The sequence below is a fragment of the Actinosynnema sp. genome (assembly GCF_052038725.1).
This window is the reverse complement of record NZ_JBQGCX010000859.1, coordinates 1-2,729: the sequence shown is the minus strand read 5'-3', so window position 1 is coordinate 2,729 and position 2,729 is coordinate 1. Positions and strand designations below refer to the sequence as shown.

Here is a 2,729-nt window from a genome sequence, read left to right as displayed (position 1 = left end):
GGGGTTGTCGAGCTTGGCGGCGACCAGACCGCCGAGGTACTGGGCGAGCGCGCCGGAGGCCTCGGCGCGCTGCGCGGGCGTGGAGGTGCGGTTGATGATGCGCTTGCTGTTGTCCTGGAAGAAGTCGTGGTCGCTGTAGGGGACGTCGAGCAGCTCGCAGATCACCAGCGACGGGACCGGGAGCGCGAACGCCTCCACCAGGTCGACCGGCTTGGGTCCCGCGAGGAGCTGGGCGACGGCGTCGTCCACGACGCGCTGCACCATGGGGCGCATGGCGGCGACGTTCTTGATGGTGAACGCCGAGCCGACCATGCGGCGCTGGCGGGCGTGCTCGGGGTCGTCCATGCCGATGAAGCTGAGCGAACCGGCGCGGCCGGGGGCCTGGCGCGGGTAGCGCTCGTGGGTCATGTCGGCGCTGACCCTGGGGTCGGACAGCACGGCGCGCTGCTCGGCGTGCCGGGTGACCAGCCACGGCGTGCTGCCGTCCCACAGCCGCACGCGGGTGATGGCGGCCTGCTCCCGCAGCTCGTTCAGCTCGCGCGGCGGGTCGAACGGGCAGCCCTCGGAGCGGGGCATCGGGTAGTCCGGGAGCTCGGCGGCCTCTGCGGGGACCTGCGTGCTGGTCATGCTCGTCCTTCCGGGGTGGTGCGGAGGTCGGCGCTCGGGGCGGTTCTGTCGGGGGTGGGCGCTACCGTGGTCAGCGCGGTCGTCAACGCGGGAGCCACTGCTCCCGCCGCTGCGCCCTGCGCGAGAGCGGGCGGGGTCTGCGCGACGGGCAGGGTCGGTCCGGCGGGCGCGACGGCGGGCACCCGCGCAGCCGCGAGCCCCTCCGGCGTGAGCAGCCGCTGGCGGGTCTGCCTGGCCTGCTTGGGCATGTTCCAGCCGATGACGCCGGTCACCAGTCCGCCGCTGCGGTAGACGGCGGTGAACCGGCGCGCGGCGGGGTCGCCGTCCTCGACGGTCACCTCGGCGTCGACGGGCAGCACGCCGTGCACGTGGATCTTCGCGTCGAACTGGTCGGTCCAGAAGTACGGCACGGGCGCGTACTCGACCGGGTCGCCGAGGAGGTTGTCGGCGACGGCGGAGGCCTGCTCGGTGGCGTTGGTGCGGTTCTCCAGCCGCACCAGGCGACCGAGTCCGGGGTGCTGCCAGCGGGCCACGTCGCCGACCGCGTAGACGCCGTCGGCGGCCCGGCAGCGCGCGTCGCACACCACGCCGTTGTCGAGCGCGAGACCGCTGCCCTCCAGCCACTCGGTGCAGGGCACGGCCCCGAGCGCGACCACGACCACGTCGGCGGGGAGCACCTCGCCGCCGTCGAGCCGCACGCCGGTGACCCGACCGCCCTCGGACTCCAGCCCGAGGACGGCGGAGCCCAGGCGCAGCCGCACGCCGCGCTCGGCGTGCAGCTCGCGGAGCAGCCCGGACACGAGCGGTCCGAGCTGGGCGGCGAGCGGGGCGTCCTGAGGTCCGGCGAGGACGACGTCCAGGCCGAGCCCGCGCGCGGTGGCGGCGGCCTCCGCGCCGAGCACCCCGTCGCCGACCACGACGACGCGGCGGCCGGGCAGCAGGTCGGCCCGCAGCGCGAGCGAGTCCTCCAGGGTGCGCAGCACGTGCACCCCGGCCAGACCGTCCTGCCCAGGCAGGGCGCGCGGTCGCACGCCCGTCGCGACGACGACGGCGTCGGCGGTGTGCTCGGCCCCCGAGGCGGTGCGGACGGTGCGGGGGGCGACGTCGAGCGCGACGGCCGGGTCGCCGAGGTGGAACTCGGCGTTCAGGGCGGCGAGCACCTCGGCGGTGCGCAGGCGCGACCGCTCGGGCTCCCACGCGCCCGCGAGCACCTGCTTGGACAGCGGCGGCCGGTCGTAGGGCGGGTGCTCCTCGGCCCCGAGCAGGGTGAGGCGGCCGGTGAAGCCCTTGCGGCGCAGCGCTTCCGCCGTGGACAGGCCTGCGGCGGCGGCTCCGACGACCAGCACGTGGCCGGGGTGGCCCTCGCCCTCCCCGGCCGGGCCCCCGCTCGGTTCCGGCGCGCCGGTCGTCCCCGCGTTCCCGGTGAGGCTCACTGCGCCTCCGCCAGCGCGATGGCGGCGGCCGGGCAGACGCTCGCGGCCTCGTGGACGGCCTGGTGCAGCTCGGCGCCGGGCTCCGGGTCCAGCAGCACCACCACGCCGTCCTCGTCGCGCTGGTCGAACACCTCCGGCGCGGCCAGCACGCAGGAACCCGCGCCGCAGCACTTGCCTTCGTCGACGGTGATCTTCATCGGGCACTCCAATCGGGGGAGGGTTGGCGGTCGTGGCGCGGGCCGGTCGGGGTGACCGGCGCGAGCCACAGGCCGACGATCGCGTCGACCAGCCCGGTCGCGGTGGCGTCCCAGCTGGTCCTGGTGGTCGGCTCACCCCGCGCCAGCGCGGCCTCGCGCTCGGCGCAGGTGTGGGACAGCAGGGTGCGGGCCATGCCGCCGCGCTCCAGGTGCACGGGCAGCGGCAGCGCGGGCAGGCAGCGGTTCAGGCCCTCGACGACCTGGCGCACCGTCCCGCCGCTGAGCGCGTCGTCGACCACGGCCTGGCGCAGGACCGGGTCGGTGAGCACCTGGGCGCTGAACCGGGCGTACCAGCTCGGGCTGCCCAGCGCTTCGAGGTGCTCGGTGTACGGGCGGATCAGGCAGTCCACCCAGTGCCGCACGTCCAGGCTGTCCCCGGCGGCGGCGAGCATCGCGGCGCGGGCCCGCTCGA

At 76.1% G+C, this 2,729-nt stretch carries 3 protein-coding genes and 1 pseudogene; all 4 read right to left on the bottom strand.

Features of this window, described 5'->3' with window-relative positions:
- Nucleotides 1-627, bottom strand: a pseudogene (locus ACTUAL_RS17595) (cytochrome P450); the annotation flags it as partial.
- The gene (locus ACTUAL_RS17590; protein WP_440901037.1) at nucleotides 624-2,060 is read right to left on the bottom strand and encodes an NAD(P)/FAD-dependent oxidoreductase; all 1,437 of its coding nucleotides are present in this window, start codon (nucleotides 2,058-2,060) and stop codon (nucleotides 624-626) included. The gene ACTUAL_RS17590 and the pseudogene ACTUAL_RS17595, both read right to left, overlap by 4 nt.
- Entirely contained in the window at nucleotides 2,057-2,257 is a 201-nt protein-coding gene (locus tag ACTUAL_RS17585; protein WP_096493448.1) for a ferredoxin, read from the bottom strand. The genes ACTUAL_RS17590 and ACTUAL_RS17585 overlap by 4 nt, the downstream gene beginning before the upstream one ends.
- Nucleotides 2,254-2,729 (bottom strand): TetR family transcriptional regulator (locus ACTUAL_RS17580; RefSeq protein WP_440901036.1); only part of this gene is annotated, 476 nt, incomplete at its 5' end. The genes ACTUAL_RS17585 and ACTUAL_RS17580, both read right to left, overlap by 4 nt.